Source organism: Moraxella sp. CTOTU48268 (assembly GCF_032069585.1).
GTDB classification, from domain to species: domain Bacteria; phylum Pseudomonadota; class Gammaproteobacteria; order Pseudomonadales; family Moraxellaceae; genus Faucicola; species Faucicola cinerea.
The window spans coordinates 1-4,066 of the sequence record NZ_DAMALV010000065.1; the positions used below are offsets into that span (position 1 = coordinate 1).

3 protein-coding genes are annotated in these 4,066 nt (G+C 39.5%); 1 reads left to right on the forward strand and 2 read right to left on the reverse strand.

The features are described 5' to 3' along the window. Positions 1 to 165 precede the first annotated feature (165 nt). Entirely contained in the window at positions 166 to 1,566 is a 1,401-nt protein-coding gene (locus RT143_RS12040; RefSeq protein WP_313093295.1) for a hypothetical protein, read from the reverse strand. Between the two features lie 338 nt (positions 1,567 to 1,904). Further along, a complete protein-coding gene (gene aciT / locus RT143_RS12045; RefSeq protein WP_313093298.1) occupies positions 1,905 to 2,339 on the reverse strand; it encodes an AciT family ciprofloxacin tolerance protein in 435 nt (144 codons plus the stop codon). A gap of 583 nt (positions 2,340 to 2,922) precedes the next feature. Here aciT and glyQ point away from each other — a divergent pair. Beyond that, positions 2,923 to 3,858, forward strand: a complete 936-nt coding sequence (gene glyQ, locus RT143_RS12050; RefSeq protein ID WP_065253959.1) for a glycine--tRNA ligase subunit alpha — start codon at positions 2,923 to 2,925, stop codon at positions 3,856 to 3,858. Positions 3,859 to 4,066 lie beyond the last annotated feature (208 nt).

Consider the following 4,066-nt stretch of genomic DNA (forward strand, 5'->3'; position numbering starts at 1 on the left):
ATTGTGGTGCCAATCGGTTGTTGTGATTGTTGAATTGCTAATAAGTCTGCCATGACAGCTATAATCCTAATTAAAACAAAGCTTAAAATGATAAAAGGTGTTTCATCATATCAAAAAAAAACAACCACCTAAAGTGATTGTTTTTTATAATTTAATGACAGTGGCTTATTTGTCTTGTGAGTTATCACCACGAGTGATTGAAATATTGGTGATAGGTGATTTATCATCAGTGACTGCGCTAGTTTTGACATTGTCGGCAATGACCTCATCAGACGCATGCTTTGCCTCAATTTCAGCCGATTTACGCAGCGCAGGCGTTAAGTTCTCATTATCCGCTGATTTGGCAAACACGTTGTCAGGACGGATGCTATCATCATCTGCCGTACTATCTTTAGCGTTAATAGTATCTTTAGCCGCTTCATATTTCTCTTCGATGGCTTTGTTATCGGATGCGTCAGAATCAGTCGCCGTTTCGTCGGTCAGCGTTTGCTTAGCTTGTTCAACTTTATCTTTTGCCTCGCTCACTTTTTCTTTGGCTTCTTCGTTTAATGCATCTAGTTTGTCATCGGCTTGGGTTTTTAATTCTTCAACCTTTGATTTAGCATCATCTAGTTTTTCACCGGCTAGGCTTTTAACATCGGCTAATTTTTCAGCCGCTTGATCTTTGACGTCTTCAAGCTTGGTTTTAACATCCGCAACTTTATCGTCCTTAGAGACTTTTGCCTCATCCAATTTTTCAGTGGCAGTTTCTTTAGCGTCATCAATTTTATCAGCCGCTTGCGCTTTAACCTCATCCAATTTTTCTTTGGTTTCGCCAAGTTTTTCGTTAGCAGTGTCTTTAATATCGGCTAATTTTTCGCTCGCATCTTCTTTGAGTGCATCGATTTTTTCTTTGGCTTCGGTTTTTAGCTCATCAAATTTTTCCACCGCGTCATCTTTGATTTCAGCCGCTTTCGTCTTAAGGGTGTCTAATTTGCTCGCTTGTGTCTCGCTGTCAGCATTGACATCTTTGGTGTTTGCTTCATTAAAGTATTTGCTGCTACCAGATGCTTTACCCGCGCTCGCGCCTCCAAGCATTGCTAGGGCTTTACTGCAAAGTTCTTTGGCAAAAGGCGTGGCTTTTTCAATCAAGGGTTTTGCTTGTTCAACCACAGGTTTTAGTGGCTCAGGTACTTTTGGCACAATAAATTTCGCGATTTGGTTAAACCACATCAGCAGTGAATAATCACCAGACATTTTTAAATCGCCATTTTGGATGCCCGTCATAAATGCCGTCGCTTCACCTTTAGTAAGCAATTTTACACCCGTCATTGAATCTTTAAAGGTAATCGTCAATGTTGGCTCTTTGGCTGGACCTGCATGTTGGCTAAAAGTACCGTTATTAATCTCATAATAGCGTGACGTTTGTTCCGCGTCGCTGCCGAGTTGAATAGTAAAATTACGGTTTTCTAATAAACCTTTAAATTTGTCATCGCCTGTTTTGGCAAGTTGGGTTAAACGCAAGCCAACGGCAAACAATAATACGTCAAGGGGGTCTGATTTGATTTGGGTTAATTGAGATAACATACGTGTCCTCCAAAATTATAGATTTTATAGATATTGCAATGCGCAAGGTCTTTAAATAAATGACGATACTTAAGTCACTCATTTCAAAGAAATTACAATTCGCTATTACAGAAGATTTAATAGCTTTGTTATACAATATATTATAAGGTCATCGATGCCAAGTTACAGTAATGTTTAACATACCAGTATCATTTTTTGTAATCAGAGCGTTTGATTTGTGTATTTAAGCAGCGTTATACAATGAGTCTTTTAGCTTTTATCAAGCTAAAGCGCATAAAAAACCCATCAACGTGATGGGTTAAATAGCTTGTTATAGCGATAAGGTGGCGAGGTTGTTATTATTGTTTTGAGTCAAACACAGAAGCATGACGAACAAAGTTTTGATGAAAATCGGTATCTTTTTCTAACACCACAGGACGATGACCGGCGCTCATTTGGACACTGCTTTTTAACATGGTTTGATTTGTAGTAGCTTGACTCGCGGCTTTGTTAAACTTGGGTTTTCCATTTAACGCTATCACAATCGGAATCATCGACAAGCCAATGGCCGCCACATAAGCATCCGTACCAGTTAACGATGACAGCGTAACCACTGCCCAATGCAGCCCTTCTACCGAAATCCAGTACACCATACCTAACATAAAATAGCCCAATACAAAACGGTAAGGGGTAAACGCAATCGCTAGCATACCGACAGTCACTAGAGCGATTAAAAACAACCAGTTAGAAGTTAACGACGTAGCAGCTAATAATAGACTTGCCGAAATAAGCATGGTTGACCTCATGAAAAGTTATTGAAAACAAATACTTAACATAAATTAAGTAAAAGCTTGTATAGGTTATTATGGCGGTAAAAGATGAAAATTAAAAGTCAAAACCCAACTAAAACGACAATGGATGACGTATCAAATTTGGCTGATTTATCTCAAAAAAAGCCATTAAAAAGGCTAAAACCGGCTAAAAAAAGGCAATAATCAATGGTCGAAATCACTTGTTAAAGGGTAACAGGAATTTTCGTAAATCTAGTAAAAAAGTGCTAAAATGCGGTAACTGATTTGTCGCGAAATGTATATTGTTTTAATGCTTTGTAGTTTTGCCAGCCAATTAATTTGCTCAATAACCATTGCTATACCTGTAGCTGAAAAATTGGATAAGTTTGCTATTTTGGACGTTTTAAGTAAAAATATCGTTCGGCAATTGTACCGCCTATTTTAAGTGCTATTTGCGACGCAAAAAAATTTAAATTTTTAATGTGACTAATTAAAAAAACTGACGCTTTATCAAAATTAACTGGACAACTATTTTGATAAGCACGGTTTGCCTAATCACCGACTATATAGTGGTAATTCTCGTATGATGACGTTTCAACAATTGATTTTAACTTTGCAAAATTATTGGGCAGAAAAAGGTTGTGTGGTGTTACAGCCTTACGATATGGAAATGGGTGCAGGCACGTTTCATACCGCCACTTTCTTACGAGCATTAGGTCCAGAGCGTTGGCATGCTGCCTATGTGCAGCCATCACGCCGTCCCACGGATGGTCGCTATGGCGACAACCCAAACCGGTTACAACATTATTATCAGTTCCAAGTAGTGCTCAAACCCAATCCACCTGATATTCAAGAGTTATACTTGGGGTCACTCAAGGCGATTGGCATTGATACCTTAACGCATGATGTTCGCTTTGTAGAAGACAACTGGGAATCACCAACGCTTGGCGCATGGGGGCTTGGTTGGGAAGTTTGGCTCAATGGCATGGAAGTTACCCAGTTTACTTACTTCCAGCAAGTCGGTGGTATTGAGTGTTTCCCAGTGACAGGAGAAATCACGTATGGTCTTGAGCGCCTTGCCATGTATATCCAAGGCGTGGACAGTGTGTATGACTTGGTATGGACGGATGGCGAATTTGGTCGTGTCACCTATGGTGATGTATTCCACCAAAATGAAGTGGAACAATCGACCTACAATTTTGAACATGCCGATGTGGCAAAAATGTTTGAGTTGTTTGATTTTTATGAAAGCCAAGCCGACAAATTGGTCGGTCTTAATCTGCCGCTGCCTGCGTATGAAATGGTGCTTAAAGCGTCACATACCTTTAACTTGTTGGATGCGCGTGGGGCGATTTCAGTCACTGAGCGTCAGCGCTTTATTTTGCGTGTGCGTACCTTGGCGCGTAAGGTCGCACAAAGCTATGTAGAAACGCGCGCCAAATTGGGCTTCCCATTGGCGGATGACGCACATAAAGCGGATGCGTTAGAAAAATATCTACCAAAAGAAGCTATTTCAAAATAACAGATGAAAGAAGCGGATACATCACAATAGCTTCTGCCACATCGACGAAAAAATTTTCTTTGAACGGTCAAACTAAAAAGTGCAATAGATAGTTTCTATTGCCTTTTTTTATTGCTTATTTTGTTATCAACGCTAATAAAAAATATCAAATTATCAGAATATTCTAATCTCGCATATTTATATCAAAAATCGCCACAGGGCAACAACG